The 15,648-nt window shown below is 66.1% G+C and carries 19 protein-coding genes; 7 read left to right on the top strand and 12 right to left on the bottom strand.

Going from position 1 to position 15,648, the window contains the following annotated elements:
* Positions 1-65 precede the first annotated feature (65 nt).
* From ON44_RS07040 to ON44_RS07030, 3 genes are all read left to right on the top strand, one after another.
* Complete coding sequence (locus tag ON44_RS07040; RefSeq protein ID WP_040687200.1) at positions 66-941, top strand: oxidoreductase; 876 nt, start codon at positions 66-68, stop codon at positions 939-941.
* A 50-nt stretch (positions 942-991) separates the two neighbouring features.
* Positions 992-1,447: a glucitol operon activator gene (locus ON44_RS07035; RefSeq protein ID WP_040687198.1), complete on the top strand. Its 456-nt coding sequence runs from the start codon at positions 992-994 to the stop codon at positions 1,445-1,447.
* 71 nt (positions 1,448-1,518) lie between these two features.
* The gene (locus ON44_RS07030; protein WP_245567036.1) at positions 1,519-1,818 is read left to right on the top strand and encodes a DUF3817 domain-containing protein; all 300 of its coding nucleotides are present in this window, start codon (positions 1,519-1,521) and stop codon (positions 1,816-1,818) included.
* Between the two features lie 67 nt (positions 1,819-1,885).
* Here the strand turns inward: ON44_RS07030 and rdgB are convergent, their stop codons facing one another.
* The 10 genes from rdgB to clpS all read right to left on the bottom strand — a co-directional run bounded on the left by rdgB (position 1,886) and on the right by clpS (position 8,921).
* The gene (gene rdgB, locus ON44_RS07025; protein ID WP_040687194.1) at positions 1,886-2,497 is read right to left on the bottom strand and encodes an RdgB/HAM1 family non-canonical purine NTP pyrophosphatase; all 612 of its coding nucleotides are present in this window, start codon (positions 2,495-2,497) and stop codon (positions 1,886-1,888) included.
* Complete coding sequence (gene rph, locus ON44_RS07020) at positions 2,497-3,267, bottom strand: ribonuclease PH (protein WP_040687192.1); 771 nt, start codon at positions 3,265-3,267, stop codon at positions 2,497-2,499. Before rph ends, rdgB begins: the two co-directional genes overlap by 1 nt.
* 42 nt (positions 3,268-3,309) lie before the next feature.
* Complete coding sequence (locus ON44_RS07015) at positions 3,310-4,074, bottom strand: cyclic nucleotide-degrading phosphodiesterase (protein ID WP_083897693.1); 765 nt, start codon at positions 4,072-4,074, stop codon at positions 3,310-3,312.
* Between the two features lie 69 nt (positions 4,075-4,143).
* Positions 4,144-4,869 carry a rhomboid family intramembrane serine protease gene (locus ON44_RS07010; RefSeq protein ID WP_083897695.1) on the bottom strand — a complete coding sequence of 242 codons (726 nt, stop codon included), beginning with the start codon at positions 4,867-4,869 and terminating at the stop codon, positions 4,144-4,146.
* Between the two features lie 162 nt (positions 4,870-5,031).
* Positions 5,032-5,994, bottom strand: a complete 963-nt coding sequence (locus ON44_RS07005) for a PLP-dependent cysteine synthase family protein (RefSeq protein WP_040687191.1) — start codon at positions 5,992-5,994, stop codon at positions 5,032-5,034.
* A gap of 8 nt (positions 5,995-6,002) precedes the next feature.
* A complete protein-coding gene (locus tag ON44_RS07000) occupies positions 6,003-6,275 on the bottom strand; it encodes a MoaD/ThiS family protein (RefSeq protein ID WP_040687190.1) in 273 nt (90 codons plus the stop codon).
* Between the two features lie 33 nt (positions 6,276-6,308).
* A complete protein-coding gene (locus tag ON44_RS06995) occupies positions 6,309-6,731 on the bottom strand; it encodes a M67 family metallopeptidase (RefSeq protein ID WP_040687189.1) in 423 nt (140 codons plus the stop codon).
* Between the two features lie 173 nt (positions 6,732-6,904).
* The gene (locus tag ON44_RS06990; RefSeq protein WP_040687188.1) at positions 6,905-7,966 is read right to left on the bottom strand and encodes a P1 family peptidase; all 1,062 of its coding nucleotides are present in this window, start codon (positions 7,964-7,966) and stop codon (positions 6,905-6,907) included.
* A gap of 41 nt (positions 7,967-8,007) precedes the next feature.
* On the bottom strand, positions 8,008-8,577 hold the full coding sequence (gene aosR, locus ON44_RS06985; protein ID WP_040687187.1) for an oxidative stress transcriptional regulator AosR: 570 nt from the start codon (positions 8,575-8,577) through the stop codon (positions 8,008-8,010).
* 23 nt (positions 8,578-8,600) lie between these two features.
* Complete coding sequence (clpS, locus tag ON44_RS06980; RefSeq protein WP_040687186.1) at positions 8,601-8,921, bottom strand: ATP-dependent Clp protease adapter ClpS; 321 nt, start codon at positions 8,919-8,921, stop codon at positions 8,601-8,603.
* A gap of 120 nt (positions 8,922-9,041) precedes the next feature.
* On the opposite strand from clpS, the gene ON44_RS06975 reads away from it, so the two are divergent.
* The 4 genes from ON44_RS06975 (at position 9,042) to ON44_RS06955 (ending at position 14,286) form a co-directional block, all read left to right on the top strand.
* The gene (locus ON44_RS06975; protein ID WP_040687240.1) at positions 9,042-10,337 is read left to right on the top strand and encodes a nicotinate phosphoribosyltransferase; all 1,296 of its coding nucleotides are present in this window, start codon (positions 9,042-9,044) and stop codon (positions 10,335-10,337) included.
* 308 nt (positions 10,338-10,645) lie between these two features.
* A complete protein-coding gene (locus ON44_RS06965) occupies positions 10,646-11,212 on the top strand; it encodes a nicotinamidase (RefSeq protein ID WP_040687184.1) in 567 nt (188 codons plus the stop codon).
* A gap of 123 nt (positions 11,213-11,335) precedes the next feature.
* Positions 11,336-13,381 (top strand): ATP-dependent DNA helicase, encoded by a 2,046-nt coding sequence (locus ON44_RS06960; RefSeq protein ID WP_040687183.1) that lies wholly within the window; start codon positions 11,336-11,338, stop codon positions 13,379-13,381.
* Positions 13,382-13,575: 194 nt separating this feature from the next.
* Complete coding sequence (locus tag ON44_RS06955; RefSeq protein WP_040687181.1) at positions 13,576-14,286, top strand: methyltransferase domain-containing protein; 711 nt, start codon at positions 13,576-13,578, stop codon at positions 14,284-14,286.
* Positions 14,287-14,359: 73 nt separating this feature from the next.
* Here the strand turns inward: ON44_RS06955 and ON44_RS06950 are convergent, their stop codons facing one another.
* Together ON44_RS06950 and ON44_RS06945 are read right to left on the bottom strand one after the other, a co-directional pair.
* Positions 14,360-14,905: a DoxX family protein gene (locus tag ON44_RS06950; RefSeq protein ID WP_040687179.1), complete on the bottom strand. Its 546-nt coding sequence runs from the start codon at positions 14,903-14,905 to the stop codon at positions 14,360-14,362.
* Positions 14,906-15,017: 112 nt separating this feature from the next.
* A partial coding sequence (locus ON44_RS06945) for an NCS2 family permease (RefSeq protein WP_040687178.1) occupies positions 15,018-15,648 on the bottom strand: 631 nt, incomplete at its 5' end.

The raw sequence follows: 15,648 nt of genomic DNA, 5'->3' as shown, positions 1-15,648 counted from the left end.
ATGATCCGCGGTCCAGATTGCGTGTCGCTCTTCCGCCGTAACTTACTCCAGAGTAAGGTCGGCTCATGGCATGGAACCCGAAAGATATGCCCGACCAGAGTGGGCGCACATTCATTGTCACCGGAGCCAACGGCGGCCTCGGTGTCGAGACCACCAAGGCGCTGGCGAGCAAGGGCGGCACCGTGATCATGGCCTGCCGCAATGTCGCCAAGGCGCAGCCGATCGCCGACCGGATCGACGGCGACGTCCGGATCGAGCAATTGGATCTGGCCGATCTGGCATCGGTACGCGAATTCGCCGACAAGACCGGCGAATTCGATGTGCTCATCAATAATGCCGGTCTGATGAACATTCCGTTCTCCCGCACCAAGGACGGATTCGAGACCCAGTTCGGCGTCAACCACCTCGGACATTTCGCGCTGACCGGACTACTGCTGGATCGCCTCCGGGACCGGGTGGTGAGCCTGGCGAGCATCGCGCACAAGCAGACCCCGAAGCTGTGGATCGACGATCTCAACTACGAGAACCGCCGCTACCAGCGCAATCTCGCCTACGCCCAGTCCAAACTGGCCAACCTGATGTTCGCCCGCGAACTGCAGCGGCGACTGACCGAAGCGAGCTCCGACAAGCGCTCCTACGCGGTGCACCCGGGCGTCTCGGCGACCGACTTATTCGCCAGGACCGAAACCCCACTGGACCGGATCAGCAAGCCCTTCATCCGCATCATCGGCCATCCCCCGGCCAAGGCCGCCCACTCCACGCTGTTCGCGGCCACCACGCCCGATGCCGACCCCACTACCTACTGGGGCCCGAACCGATTGTTCCAGAGCCAGGGCCCGGTCGAGCCCTCGCCGTCGAGCAAGCTGTCGAACAATCCGGAACTGCTGCGCCGCCTGTGGGAGGAATCCGAGCGCATGACCGGGATCACCTACAAGTTCTGAGGCCCTACCTGCTCCTACGTACCGTGTAGTAGACGGGTACCGTGGTATGCGTGTCCGCTCCACCTCGCCGCTCGGCACACAATCGCCCGGCCCTCATCGCGCTGGTGATCGTGGCCGCCCTCGCCTGCCTGGCATTGGGATGGTGGCAGTGGGAGCGGTTCGAATCCGCGAGCGGCACCGGTCAGAATCTCGGCTACGCATTGCAGTGGCCGCTGTTCGCCGGGTTCGCGGTCTTCGCGTACTTCCGGTTCGTGCGGCTGGAATCCGAAGCGGATAAGGAGCCGGAAGCCGAACCGGCTCCCGCGAAGGCGCGCCGACCCGCGAAAGTCGATGCGCCGCGCGAGATTCCGGCCGGACTGTTGCCCGAGCGGCCCAAGGCTGCCCGCGATGATGATCCGGTGCTCGCCGAATACAACAAGTATCTGGCCGAGCTGCACGCGCAAGATATCGACCAACACGTCCGGGACGCGGGCCTCGCCCACGACACACACAGGAGCGCCGGTTGACCACCAGCGAGAACTCGACCGAATCCGCCGCGACGCTCACACCAGAGCCGACGGCCACAAACGTCGCGAAGATCAAGCCCGCGCTGCTGCGCTACCGCGTGCTCGCCTGGACGACGGGTCTGTGGCTGCTGCTGCTCACCGGTGAAATGATCGCCAAGTACGGCTTCGACGTGCACACCCCGAACTGGATCGCGGTCGTGCACGGCTGGGTCTACTTCGTCTACCTGCTGGTCACCGCCGACCTCGCGGTCAAGGTGCGCTGGCCGATCCCGCGCACCGTCGGCACCCTGATCGCAGGCACCATCCCGCTGCTGTCCTTCTTCGTCGAACACGTCAACGCGAACAAGGTCAAACAAGACTTCAACCTCTGACCGAGCCTCCGAACGCCACCACCTTCCGAGAATCCGCAAGGAATCCCGATCAAGGAGTGCGGCTGATTCAGGACTCGGCGAGGGTCGCGAGCGCGGGGAGAAGTTGGGTGAGCGCGCGACCGCGGTGGGACACGGCGTCCTTCTCGGCGGGGGTCAGCTGAGCAGCGGTGATATCGCCGCCCGCCGGAATGAACAGCGGATCGTAGCCGAAACCGCCGTCGCCCATCGGTTTCCGGCCGATCGCACCGGGCCATTCGCCGCGCACCACGATCTCGGTGCCGCCGGGCACCACCAGCGCGCAGGTGGAAACGAACTGTGCACCACGCCGCTCGTCCGGAACGTCACCGAGTTGCGCGAGCAGCAGCGCGTTATTGGCCGCATCATCGCCGTGCATCCCGGACCAGCGCGCGGACAGCACACCGGGCATCCCGTTCAACACGTCCACCGCGATCCCGGAATCGTCTGCGACACAGGGCAATCCGGTGGCGGCGGCACCATCGCGCGCCTTCGCCAGCGCATTCTCCTCGAAGGTCGCGCCGGTCTCGGGCGCCTCGTCGTAGGCGGGCACATCGCCGAGTCCGACGATCTCGATGCCCGCGATACCCGCGTCGGCGAGGATCCGACGCAGTTCGTTCAACTTCTTGGCATTGCGACTGGCGACCAGGACGCGGCGCGTCATCACTTCTTCTTCGACTCGGCAGGCTGCGGCAGCACACCCGGATACGGCAGTGCGAGCGCCTCTTTCTGGATGGCGAACAGCCGGTCGCATCCCGCGAGTGCGGAGTCGAGCAGCTTGTCCAGGGTAGAGCGAGGGAAGGTCGCGCCTTCACCGGTGCCCTGGATCTCCACCAGGGTGCCGGTATCGGTGGCGACCACATTCATATCGACCTCGGCGCGCGAATCCTCTTCGTACGGCAGGTCCAACCGCACCCGGCCGTCGACGACACCGACGCTCACCGCGGCGATCGCACACGAGATCGGCTGCGGGTCGGCCAATCCGCCCGCTGCGCCGAGGTAGGTGACCGCATCCGAGAGCGCGACATACGCGCCGGTGATGGCCGCGGTCCGCGTGCCGCCGTCGGCCTGCAGCACATCGCAGTCGATGGCAATGGTGTTCTCGCCGATGGCCGCCAGGTCGATGCATGCGCGCAGCGACCGGCCGACCAACCGGCTGATCTCCTGGGTGCGCCCGCCGACCTTGCCCTTCACCGATTCCCGCCCGCTGCGGGTATGTGTGGCCGCGGGCAGCATCGCGTATTCGGCGGTGAGCCACCCGAGTCCGGAATCGCGACGCCACGGGGGCACGCCCTCGGTGACGCTCGCCGTGCACATCACCCGGGTCTGCCCGAATTCCACCAGCACCGAACCGGCTGGATGCGTGGTGAAGCCACGGGTGATCCGTACCTCGCGGAGCTCATCGTCCGCCCTGCCATCGGCTCGTCTCGACACGCGCCAAGCCTAGTCACATGGCCTACCGCGCGCGGCAGCCGGTCAGATGTCGAAGGTTTCGCCCGGTGCCACGGCGTGCACCGGTCCGGAGAACTGCGCCTTCGCCTCGGCGATCACGTCCTCGCGGGAGGTCCACGGCGGAATATGGGTGAGCAGCAGCTCTTTCACGCCCGCACGTGCGGCGATAATGCCCGCCTCGGTGCCGGAAAGATGAATACCCGGGGGCCGGTTGGCCGGATCGTGCGTCCAGGACGCCTCCGACATGAGTATGTCGGCGCCCTGCGCGAGTTCGAGAACCGCATCGCACATGGCGGTATCTCCGGTGTAGACGAAGGTCCGCCCGGATGCGGTCGCGATGCGCAGCCCGTACGACTCCGGCGGGTGATACATCCGACGCGCGAGTACCGTATGGCCCGGACCGAATTCGACCGCCTCGCCATCGACCCACGTCTGGTGATCGATGACGTCGGACCAGTCGTCGCATTCACCGCCGATCTCGGCGGAGGCATTGCCGATGCGCACCGCGCTATCGGACGGACCACGCACGATCGCCTGCCCCACCGGGGGTGTCGGGTGGTAGCGCCGCCAGACCAGCAGTCCGGGCAGATCGAGGCAGTGATCGGCATGCAGATGCGTAAGGAAGATGTCGACCTCACCGGGATCGGCGTAGCGCTGCAATGCGCCGAGCACGCCGGGTCCGAAATCGATGACCACCGGCGACATATCCGGCCCGGTCAGTAGGTACCCCGACGCTGGGGAGTCCGGGCCGGACACACTGCCCGAGCACCCGAGGACGGTAAGGCGCATTCCCCCATGCTCCCACGACGAATTCTCACTCAAGAACCGATCCCCCACATTCCGCTGCGCGCCGCGCGATTACCGCGGCAACGCAATGACTCCGGCTCGATCCCCGCGACGGTGTCGACGTTCATCACCAGAGAGTACCCAGCCGGCCAGCACTCCACCCATTGCCCCGAAAAGATGCCCCTGCCAAGAGATTCCGGGCTGTCCGGGCAGCACACCCCACAGCACCGACCCGTAAATCGCCAGTACGACCAGGCCGATGCCGATCTGCACGAGATTGCGGGCGAACCAGCCGCGCGAGATCAGGAAGGTCAGCCAGCCGAAGATCAGCGATGAAGCACCGAGGTGCACCGATCCGGTGGCACCGGTGAGCCAGACGCCGACTCCGGCCACGATCCAGATGATCGCGGTGGCGGCGATCCCACGCCCGATGCCCGCGAGCAGGGTGATGAAGCCGAGGACGATAACCGGAAGCGTATTGGCGAACAGATGGTCCCAGCCGTGGTGCAGGACCGGGGCCCAGAGAATGCCCCACAGACCGTCCGCCTCGCGCGGTTCGATGCCGTTGTAATCGAGTTGGTTGTGGTCGAGTTCGTCGACGCCTTCGACGCCGTAGAGCAGGGCGACGAATGCGGTGATGATGATGCCCGCGCGCAGCCAGAGCTGTTTGACCGGGGCGAAGCTATTCGGTTTGGCCGGTGTACCGGGAGTCGGCACGCTCGGTTGCCCCAGTTGGGCGCGTAGTGCGGCGATCCGCTCCGGATCGAACGACGAACCGATTCCCGAACCGCCGGTCATCGCAACCTCCTCGTCGAGCGAGGCCCGGACGCCGACGATATGCGACAAGGGACTCGCTCTTTCGAGAGTACCGGGGCAAGTCGCGACCGAAGGGCCGGTGATGCAGGCGTGAGCGTGCACTTTCCGCGCGAAAAGTGCACGCTCAGCCGGATCGCTCGAAACTCAGGCCCAGAGCTGGCCGTCGAGGCGTTCCTCGGCCTCTTCGAGAGTCCCGTCGTACGCGCCGGTGGACAGGTACTTCCACCCGCCGTCGGCAACCACGAAGGCGATATCCGCCCGCGTGCCCGCACGCACGCATTTGCGCGCGACACCGAGCGCCGCATGCAGAATCGCGCCGGTCGAAATACCCGCGAAAATGCCCTCTTCCAACACCAGCTCGCGCGTGCGCTTCACCGCATCGAAGGGACCGACCGAAAAACGAGTGGTCAGCACCGACTCGTCGTATAGCTCGGGGATGAAGCCCTCATCGATATTGCGCAGTCCGTACACGAGTTCGCCGTAGCGCGGTTCGGCCGCGACGATTTCGATGCCGGGCACCTTCTCGCGCAGGAAGCGGCCGGTGCCCATGAGCGTGCCGGTGGTACCGAGACCCGCGACGAAATGCGTGATCTCTGGCAGGTCGGCGAGGATTTCCGGGCCGGTGGTCTCATAGTGCGCCAAGGCATTGGCCGGATTGCCGTACTGGTACAGCATCACCCAGTCCGGATTCTCCGTCGCGATCTGCTTGGCCAGCGCGACCGCCTGATTCGAACCGCCCGCGGCCGGGGAATCGATGATCTCCGCGCCGAACATGGTCAGCAGCTGGCGCCGCTCGACCGAGGTGTTCTCCGGCATCACGCAGACCAGCCGGTAGCCCTTGAGCTTGGCCGCCATCGCCAGCGAAATTCCGGTATTTCCGCTGGTCGGCTCCAGGATCGTGCAGCCGGGCGTCAGCAGACCGTCGGCCTCGGCCTGTTCGATCATCCGCAGGGCGGGCCGGTCCTTGATGGAACCGGTCGGGTTGCGGTCCTCGAGTTTGGCCCACAGCCGCACCGGATGGTCACCGTCCCACTGCGGAGACAGGTTGCGCAGCCCGACCAGCGGGGTGTTGCCGAGGGTCGCGATCAGCGATTCGTAGCGCGCCACGGTGTCGATCAGCCTCCGGCGACGGCAGGCAGGATGGTGACGCTCGCGCCCTCGGGCACCTCTGCGTCGAGACCGCCCGCGAAGCGCACATCTTCGTCATCGACGTAGATGTTGACGTAGCGGTTGAGCTTGCCGTCCTTGAGCAGCCGCTCCGCGAGGCCCGGATGGTTGGCGTCGAGGTTGTCGATCAGCGCGGACAGGGTCGAGCCCTGCGCGTCGACGCGCTTCTCGCCTCCGGTAAGGCCACGCATGATGGTCGGGATGGACACGGTTACCGGCATGGGGACTCCTCGAAATCGACGAACATGGGGGTACTAGACGGTCTCGTACGCATCGACGATCCGGACCGGCTCCTCGGTGACCTCACCGTCCACGATCCGGTAGCTGCGCAACTCGTGCTGCTCCGGATCGCGGGTGGAGATCAACACATAATGCGCGAACGGCTCGGACGCATAGGAGATATCGGTGCGGCTCGGATAGGCCTCGGTGGCGGTATGCGAGTGGTAGATCACCACCGGGGTCTCGTCGGCATCGTCCATCGCCCGCCACACCTTCAGCTGTTCACCGGAATCGAACCGGTAGAAGGTCGGCGAGCGCTCGGCATTGACCATGGCGATGAACCGCTCCGGCCGATCCGAACCTTCCGGACCGGCGATGACGCCGCAGGCCTCGTCCGGGTGATCGGCGCGCGCATGCGCCACCATCGCCTCCACCAGGTCGGTCCTGATCACCAGCACGAGTCAAACCCTTCCGCATTCGGCATATCCGCTGCCGACATATCGCACCCGACAACGACCCAGAATATTCGGCTATTCCCACCCGCCTGTCGGCCGGTACCCTCCCCGGCGCTGTTGCCAACGCTCCCGCACACTTTCGCGGATTCCGCCCGGCATATCGGTATGGGAACCCGCTAGGAGCGCGGGAAGAGGTCCGAGTAGGCAGGGATGCCTGCCACGGAGTGGGCGGAAAGGATCGCGTCGACGATGGCGCGCTCGACGCAGACCGCCGCCGCGGTGCAGACCTCATCCAGCACCAGCAGGTCGGACGGGAAGGCGGACGGCATCGGGGCGGCGGTGATTTCAGCGGTGCCGGTGGACAGTGCGAAGAGGGTGTCACCGTCGAGGGGCGAGTGTGCGGGACGGATGGCGCGGGCGAGCCCATCGTGGGCGGCGGTGGCCACGCGCCTGCATCCGGCGGGGTCGAGGGGTGCATCGGTGGCGACCACGCCGATGGTCGTGTTGAGAACGGTGCCCTTGACCGGGAGGGCGTTGGCCACGGCCAGTCTCTCGGGCGTGGCGGGATACAAGCCGAATACGTCGGGGCCCTCGGTGCCGACGCCCCATGGCAAGCCGGTGCGTGGATCGAAGACCGAGCCGACCGGGTTGGCGACGACCAGCGCCGCCACGGTGACACCCGCGGCGGCACCCGCACCGAGCACGACGCTCGCGGTCCCCACGCCGCCCTTGATCGAACCGGCCCGCGCACCGACGCCCGCGCCGACGCACCCGCGCTCGAACTCCTCCGCCGCGGCCTCGGCGGCCAGGAAACCGAAATCGGCCGTCGGTCGAATTCGCCAGTCCCCCACCGGAAGATCGAAGATCACCGCGGCGGGGACGATGGGTACCACCCGACTCGGATCGACCGGATCCATCGGTATGCCCTCGTGATGTTCCTCCAGCCAACGCATTACCCCGTCCGCGGCCGCGAGTCCGTAGGCGCTACCGCCGGTGAGCAGGATCGAATTCACTTGGCGCACAGTGTTGCCCGGGTCGAGCAGATCGGTTTCCCTGGTCCCCGGCCCGCCGCCGCGCACATCTACCGCGGCGACCGCACCGCCGGGTACGCGCACGACGGTGCAGCCGGTCGCCGCGCCGGAACCCAGTGTCGCATCCGGATCGAGCACATGATGGTGCCCGACCAGCAGGCTGGGAACATCGGTGAGCGAATTCCGCTGTCCCGCTTGCACATTCACGGCAGGTGCTCCTGACTGCTCGTCACGATCAACCCGGACCGTCAGGGTGCGAGGGCCTGCAGCAGGGAATCCTGCATCCATGTCAGCCAGTGATAAACATCCAGATGCGGCCCACGCGGATCATCGGGTTCGAGGTGATCCGGTGTCTCGGCATCGATTCCGAGCACCGTGCCCAATGCCAGCCGCACATCGGTCAGCGCGGTCAACCAGGCGTCGGCCTGCTCCGGCGTCAGCACGATCTTCCCGCCGTCGGTCGGCACCGTTTTCAGCACCACCGATCCGGCCGCCAATTTGGCATCGATGATCTCCGGCTCGTGCAGGCCGCGCAGCGCACTGTTGAGATCGGCGCGATCGGCGTCGGGAGAGCCCGGTTCACTCCGGTGGAAATCCGGCAGCAGCCGGTGCAGCCGGGGATCCTCGGGCGGGGTCGTATTGCCGCTACGCAGCCCGGTGAGCTCGGCGAGCTCATCGTCGGGTGCGGATTCGGCCCGCTCGGTCAGCAGGCCGGAAACGGCGCCGACCAGGGACCGCAGTACGCTCGCCTCACGCGCGTCCATTTCGGATCGCAATTTGAGGCCGCTCAGCGAGTTCTTCCGGCTCCACTTACGCACTGACGTCAGGGTAGTCGTACCGGTCAGTCGTCCCGCTGCATGGTCGCCCAGAGTCCCGCGGCGTGCAGCCGTCGCACGTCCTGTTCCATCTTGTCCCGCGAACCCGACGACACCACTGCCTTACCCTCGTTGTGCACCTTGAGCATCAATTCGGTCGCCTTCGCTTTGCTGTAGCCGAACAGCTTCTGGAAGATGTAGGCGACGTAGTGCATGAGGTTGACCGGATCATCCCAGACGACCGTTACCCACGGACGGTCCTCGGCCTCCAGGATCTCGGTGTATTCGACCGCCTCCGGAGTCGCCTGTGCCGCCGACAGTGTCGCGTTCACTTCGCACAAGGCCATAACACTCAGGGTACGACTCGACTCCGGATACACAACACCCGCGCACCAGGAATCGACAGACACCCCGGCCACATCGGCCTATCATGCCCGCCACGGCTGTCTACAGTGGCTTGCGTGGACATGCGCAGCACCGCACTGCTGACCGATCAGTACGAACTGACCATGCTCGCGGCCGCCCTGGGCGACGGCTCGGCGCACCGGCGCTGCACCTTCGAGGTGTTTGCGCGACGCTTGCCGAATGGTCGCCGCTACGGCGTTGTCGCGGGTACCGGCCGACTGGTCGATGCGCTGGCACATTTCCGTTTCGAGGAATCGGAGCTCGCCGTCGCGGCCGGTTTCCTGGACTCGAAAACCATCGATTGGCTGCGCGACTACCGCTTCACCGGCGATATCGACGGCTATCCGGAGGGCGAGCTATATTTTCCGGGCTCCCCGATTCTTTCGGTGCGCGGCAGCTTCGCCGAATGCGTCCTGTTGGAGACCCTCGCCCTGTCGATCCTCAATCACGACAGCGCGATCGCCTCGGCCGCCGCCCGCATGGTGAGCGCGGCCGATGGCCGCCGGATGATCGAAATGGGCTCGCGCCGTGCTCACGAACTCGCCGCGCCGTCCTGCTCGCGCGCCGCATATCTGGCCGGCTTCGACGCCACCTCCAATCTGGAGGCCGTGCGCCGCTTCGGCGTGCCCGGCGCAGGCACCAGCGCACATGCGTTCACCCTGCTGCACAGCGCCGCGGACGGTGCGCACGAGGCGGCCGCGTTCCGCAGTCAGATCGAGTCGCTCGGCATCGGCACCACACTGCTGGTCGACACCTTCGACATCACCCAGGGGGTGGCGACCGCAATCGAGATCGCCGGCCCCGAATTGGGCGGTGTGCGTATCGATTCCGGTGATCTCGGTGTGCTGGCCAGGCAGGTGCGCGACCAACTCGACGGACTCGGCGCGACCAAGACCCGCATCGTGGTCTCCGGCGATCTGGACGAGTACGCGATCGCCGCACTGCGCGCCGAACCGGTGGACGCCTATGGGGTCGGGACGTCGCTGGTCACCGGGTCCGGGGCGCCCACCGCCGGAATGGTCTACAAGCTGGTCGAGGTGGACGGGCTGCCGGTCGCGAAACGCAGCAGCCACAAGGAGTCGCGCGGCGGCACCAAGAAGGCGATTCGACTGTCTCGCCGGACCGGCACCCTGGTCGAGGAGATCGTCTACCCGGCCGCCGGAAACCAGCCCGCCACAAACGGATTCGAGGTTCGCGAATTGCTGACACCGCTGGTGCGCGGTGGCGAACCGGTCGATGGGCTGCCCACCCTCGCGGACAGTCGCAAGTTGGTGGCGCGCGGGTTGGTCAGCCTGCCGTGGGAGGGCCTGAAACTGTCGGCTGGGGAGCCTGCGATTCCGACGACGTTTGTGAATTGACCCCAGCTGCGGCGTTGCGTCGGTTCGCCCATTCCACGATGGATACGGCTACCAGCACGACCAAGACGCCCTCGAGCGCCAGCCGTACCCAGTCGACGACCTCGTCGGGTCGATCGCCGAGCAGAAAGGCGACGGCGAGATAGGCCGTATAGCCGATGAAGAGCGCGATCGAAATTCTGACGGTGCTGCTCACGTGGACCTCCGAGTGTTCGTAGCCCGCCCGATCGATCAGGCGGCACAATGTAATCCACAGACAGGTGCCGAGTGTTTACCCCTCGGCGCTCAGATCGTGGGAAAGTGAGGTCGACATGAACCGAGCGTTGATCATCGTCGACGTGCAGAACGATTTCTGCGAGGGCGGATCGCTGGCCGTCACCGGCGGGGCCACGGTCGCCCGGCGCATCACCGGCTACCTGAACTCCGCGCATTACAGTGCGGTCGTCGCCACCCGCGACTACCACATCGATCCCGGCGGCCATTTCTCCGAACATCCCGATTATGTGGACACCTGGCCGCCGCACTGCCGAGTCGGCACCTCCGGCGCGGATTTCCACCCCGCCCTGAATACCGAGCAGATCCAGGAGATCTTCTCCAAGGGCCAATACTCCGCCGCCTATTCGGGTTTCGAAGGCGCCACCGAGGATGGCACCGGCCTCGCGGACTGGCTGCGCGAGCGCGCCATCGATGAACTCGACATCGTCGGCATCGCCACCGACCATTGCGTCCGCGCGACCGCACTGGACGCCCGCATCGAAGGTTTCGACACCAGGGTGCTGCTGGACTTCACCGCGGGCGTCGCACCCGACACGACCACCGCCGCACTCGATCGCATGCGCGCGGCCGGAGTGGATATCGAGGGTTCGGTCGTTCGCTGACGCAGACCGCCTGCCCCGACCTGCCGCAGGACACGCCGGGTGCACGTGTGGAAGGTGTGCGAAGCAGGCCGAGGATCCGATCGGGCGGTGATCGGTGTCGGTCCGAAGCAGTAGGCTCGTCGCGTGCCCGAACTGCCGCCCGTACCCGAGCTTTTGGCCACCGCTGTGCGCGCGCTCGGCGGGAAGGAACGCGTCGGGCAGGTGACCATGGCGGCGGCGGTGGATCACGCCATCGATACCAAGGAACACCTCGCGGTGCAGGCGGGCACCGGTACCGGAAAGTCGCTGGCGTATCTGGTGCCGAGCCTGCGTCACGCGGTGCGCACCGGCCGGACCGTGGTGGTGTCGACGGCGACGATCGCGCTGCAGCGTCAGCTCGTAGACCGGGATCTGCCGCGACTGGCCGAGGCACTGAGCAAGCCGCTCGGCCGAGAGGCGAAATTCGCGATCCTCAAGGGGCGCAATAACTATCTGTGCCTGAACAAGATCAATAGTGTGATTCCGGACGAGCCCGCGGAGGCCGAACTCTTCGACGCATTCGCCATCTCGCGGTTGGGCCGGGAGGTGCAGCGGCTCAACGAATGGGCCTCGAATACCGAAACCGGCGACCGGGACGAGCTTGCTCCCGGTGTCACCGATCGGGCCTGGCGGCAGGTCAGTGTGTCGTCGCGGGAATGCCTCGGCAAGTCGCGCTGCCCGTTCGGCCAGGACTGCTTCGCCGAACGGGCCAGGGCGGAGTCCGCGCAGGCCGATGTGGTGGTGACCAATCACGCCCTGCTCGCCATCGATGCGATCAGCGGCATCCAGGTGCTGCCCGAACACGATGTGGTCGTGATCGATGAGGCGCACGAATTGGTCGATCGGGTCACCGGCGTCGCCACCGCCGAACTGGCCGCATCAGCGATCAGCGCCGCGGCCCGACGCTGCGCCAAACTCATCGATCAGCAGGAAGTCGACCGGCTCGAGGAGGCCGCCGAGGCCTGGCACACGGTGCTCGACGAACTGCCCGCCGCCCGCTGGGACGCACTGCCCGACGGCATCGCGCCGGTGCTCGCTCTGGTCCGCGATGCCGCCTGGAATGCGCGCACCGCGCTCGCACCACAGGGCGGTACCACCGCACAGGGCGATCCGGAGAGCGCCGCCGCCCGTACCCAGGCGCTGGCCGCCATCGATGAGGTGCACGACAGCGCGGTGCGCGCCTTGACCGCCTTCGACGAATCCGATCCGGCCAAGCGTCACGATGTCATCTGGCTCGCCGCCGACGAGATCCGCGGCGTCACCCGGCGAACGCTGCGGATGGCGCCGCTGTCGGTGGGCGGACTTCTGCGTAGCAGACTTTTCGGCACCGCCACCGTCGTGCTGACCTCGGCCACCCTGCAGATCGGCGGCTCCTTCGACGGACTCGCCATCACCTGGGGTCTGCCCGCACAATCGGCCAACCGCAGCGATACCGCAACCGCAAATGGCGCGCAGGTGCCATCGGACGCGGAGACTGTGCGCTGGAGCTCGCTCGACGTCGGCTCGCCGTTCGACCATGCCAAATCCGGCATTCTGTACGTCGCGAAACATCTGCCCGCGCCCGGCCGAGACGGTCTGGCACCGGCCTACCTCGACGAAATCGAGCGGCTGATCGGCGCGGCGGGCGGGCGCACGCTCGGGCTGTTCTCCTCGATGCGCGCCGCTCGCGCGGCCACCGACGCGCTGCGCGACCGGCTGAAGACGCCCGTTTTGTGTCAAGGGGACGACGCAACCGGCGCGCTGGTGCGCAAGTTCGCCGACGACCCCGAGACCTCGCTGTTCGGCACGTTGTCGCTGTGGCAGGGCGTCGATGTGCCGGGTCCGTCGCTGAGTCTGGTGATCCTGGATCGGATCCCGTTCCCGCGGCCCGACGATCCGCTGCTGACCGCACGACAGCGGGCCGTCGAGTCACGCGGCGGCAATGGCTTCATGACCGTCGCGGCCAATCATGCCGCGCTGCTGCTGGCTCAGGGCACCGGCAGGCTCTTGCGCAGCGTCGATGACCGGGGTGTCGTGGCGATCCTCGATTCCCGTCTGGCGACCGCGCGCTACGGCGGTTATCTGCGGGCCTCGCTGCCGCCGTACTGGGAGACCTCGGATCCCGAAGTCGTCACCAAAGCACTGCGTCGACTCACCGCCGCGAACGCCTGAGCTGGTGGAACTGTGAGACCACTCACAAAGCATTCCAATATTTCCAGACAAAAGTAAGTTGAGAATCGGTACTTCGGTGGGACCCCAATTCCCGCACCGGATGTATCGGCAAGTCCCCGTGCCAAGCCCTGCACGCGGCGCGGGGACACCACAAATCCCTGTCACGGCCGGTCCACCCATGAGACCGTTTCCCAATGACGCACCAGCCAGATATCGACACCCTCGGCGAATTCTTGATCAGCGCAAGATCTTTGGCCGAATACCGTGCGATCTTCGCACTCACCGAAGCCGACCTCAGCGGACGCATACTCGACTGTCCAGGCGGCGCAGCAAGTTTCACCGCGGAGGTGAGTGAACTCGGGGCCACGGTCATCGCGGCGGATCCGATCTACGCCGAACCCGCGGAGCACCTGCGCACCCTCGCCGTCTCCGAAACCGATCGCGGAAACATTTGGGCAACAGCACATCTGGACCGCTACCGGTGGGACTTCTACGGCGATCCGCAACAGCACCGAGCGATACGCCTGGCCGCGGCGGCCCGCTTCGGCGCCGACCTCACCGCGCATCGCGATCGGTACGTCGCGGCGCTGCTACCGTCGCTTCCCTTCCCCGACAACAGTTTCGATCTGGTCCTGAGCTCACATCTGCTCTTCACCTACGCCGACCGCCTCGATCCGGATTTCCATCTGGCGTCCCTGCTCGAACTCTCCCGAGTATCCGCAGGCGAGACTCGCCTCTATCCACTGGTCGATCACACCGGCGCACGCCAAGACGATCTGGTCGCACATCTGCGAAAAGAACTGCACGACAAGGGAATCCGATCGTCGCTCCGGGAGACCGCCTACGAGTTCCACCACGGGGCGACCACCGTTCTGGTCCTGCACTCGAACCGCGACGAAACGTGAAAACGATTGCCACCCAGATGAAGTCGCGGCGCGGCGACCATCCTCGGTCACCGCGCCGCAATCCGTTACGAGATCAGAGCGTCCACTTGAGAATCAACGTGACGACAGCCGCGATCACAGCCACCGCGATTGCCGCCACGCCCCAGACAATGCCCTGACGCTGCCACGGACGGCCGTGGTCGAGGGAGAACTTGCCGGGACCGGTGAATGCGACGACAGCGCCGACGGCGGCGAACAGCAAGGGCATTTCATAGCCCTTACCGGTCAGCAGGCCGCCACCCCAGGTGGCATTGATCGCATTGATCATGGTGCCGAGCACGATGGCCGAGGCCAGCGGCGTCAGCAGGCCGAGCAGCAGCAGGATGCCGCCGGTGAATTCGCTGAGTCCGGCGAGGGTGCCGAACAGTTTTCCGGGGTTGTAGCCCATGGAATCGAAGGCGGCGGCGTTGCCGCTCCAACCCGGGCCGCTGAACCAGCCGAACAGTTTCTGAGCGCCGTGCGCCGCGAGCAGGCCGCCGAAGACGACGCGCAGCACCAGGAGGCCGATATCGGCGGCGGAGTTGTCGAGAGTCGCGCCACCCGGATGGGCGGAGCGTTCGATTGTGCCGTTGGAAGTCATGCTGGTCCTCATCCGTGCATCGGTTATGAACAATGGCTCTTTAGCCTCGGCAATGAAGCGGACTGCGGTCCGATTATCCCATAGTTCAGCCCAACCGCGCGATAGGCGAGGCTTATTCCGCGAGGAAGAAGAAATATCCGAGGAACATCACCATCAGCGCCCACATCGCCGGATGCACCTCTTTGACGCGCCCCTTCGCGACCATGACGATCGGATAGAACAGCATGCCCATAGCCAGTCCATTGGCGATCGAGTAGGTCAGCGGCATCATGATGACGGTGATGAAGGCCGGAATCGAGTACTCCAGCCGATTCCAATCGATCTCGCCGAGCGCGCGGGCCATCAACACGCCGACCACGATCAGCGCAGGCGCGGTGATGGCCGCCGAACCGGCGACCACCGCGAAGATCGGATAGCAGAACATGGCGATCAGGAACCAGCCCGCGGTGGTCACGGCGGTCATACCGGTCCGCCCGCCCGCTGAGACACCCGCCGTCGATTCGACATAGGCGGTGGTGGTCGAGGTGCCGATGACCGCGCCCGCCATGGTGCCGACCGAGTCCGCGGCCAGTGCACTGGCCGCGCGCGGCAGTTTGCCGTCCTTGTCGAGCAGTCCGGCCTGGTTGGCGACGCCGATCAGGGTGCCGGAGCAATCGAAGAAGTCGACGAAGAGCATGGTGAGAACGACGACGGCCATTTGCCCGGTGAACGCATCGGGCAGATGGATGATGGCCTGAGTCGTA

Origin of the sequence: Nocardia vinacea NBRC 16497, from assembly GCF_000308835.1 — a bacterium.
Lineage (GTDB): Bacteria > Actinomycetota > Actinomycetes > Mycobacteriales > Mycobacteriaceae > Nocardia > Nocardia vinacea.
The sequence above is the reverse complement of the archived record's forward strand: the minus strand, read 5'-3'. Positions and strand labels throughout refer to the sequence as shown.

Coding starts and splice junctions, on each gene's coding strand:
- clpS (WP_040687186.1), bottom strand. CDS start 8,921: ATGGCCTTGTGCGAAGTGAACGCGACACTGTCGGCGGCACAGGCGACT.
- ON44_RS06975 (WP_040687240.1), top strand. CDS start 9,042: ATGCGCAGCACCGCACTGCTGACCGATCAGTACGAACTGACCATGCTC.
- ON44_RS06950 (WP_040687179.1), bottom strand. CDS start 14,905: ATGACTTCCAACGGCACAATCGAACGCTCCGCCCATCCGGGTGGCGCG.
- ON44_RS07000 (WP_040687190.1), bottom strand. CDS start 6,275: ATGCCGGTAACCGTGTCCATCCCGACCATCATGCGTGGCCTTACCGGA.
- ON44_RS06965 (WP_040687184.1), top strand. CDS start 10,646: ATGAACCGAGCGTTGATCATCGTCGACGTGCAGAACGATTTCTGCGAG.
- ON44_RS07015 (WP_083897693.1), bottom strand. CDS start 4,074: ATGCGCCTTACCGTCCTCGGGTGCTCGGGCAGTGTGTCCGGCCCGGAC.
- ON44_RS07040 (WP_040687200.1), top strand. CDS start 66: ATGGCATGGAACCCGAAAGATATGCCCGACCAGAGTGGGCGCACATTC.
- ON44_RS07010 (WP_083897695.1), bottom strand. CDS start 4,869: ATGACCGGCGGTTCGGGAATCGGTTCGTCGTTCGATCCGGAGCGGATC.
- ON44_RS06955 (WP_040687181.1), top strand. CDS start 13,576: ATGACGCACCAGCCAGATATCGACACCCTCGGCGAATTCTTGATCAGC.
- rdgB (WP_040687194.1), bottom strand. CDS start 2,497: ATGACGCGCCGCGTCCTGGTCGCCAGTCGCAATGCCAAGAAGTTGAAC.